Source organism: Ideonella sp. B508-1 (genome assembly GCF_000333615.1).
Taxonomy (GTDB): domain Bacteria; phylum Pseudomonadota; class Gammaproteobacteria; order Burkholderiales; family Burkholderiaceae_C; genus Ideonella.
In genome coordinates this window covers 1-238 of the sequence record NZ_BADL01000376.1, presented here as the reverse complement: position 1 = coordinate 238, position 238 = coordinate 1, and the positions used below count along the sequence as shown (strand labels likewise).

The following is a 238-nucleotide window of genomic DNA, read 5'->3' as shown; positions in this document are numbered from 1 at the left end:
CGGGAGATCGATCCGGTCGCCGACCGCGTCGGCCATTCCAACACCGTGCTGCGGGCGCTGGGACGCATCCGCAACGACCTCGAGTACCGGCCGATCGGCGAGATCCTCAGCGAGCTGCCCGATCACATGGAGCGTGTGCAGAAGGTCACGCGGGAGGCCTCGGAAGCCATCCGCGGGCGCTTCTTCCCCACGCACGCCGAGCCGAGCTGGATCGGAGAGACATCATGATGCGGCTGCG

The 238-nt window shown here is 68.1% G+C and carries 1 protein-coding gene; it reads left to right on the top strand.

The features are described from left to right. A partial coding sequence (locus tag I73_RS28305; protein ID WP_040500496.1) for an alpha-E domain-containing protein occupies nucleotides 1–228 on the top strand: 228 nt, incomplete at its 5' end. Nucleotides 229–238: the final 10 nt, after the last annotated feature.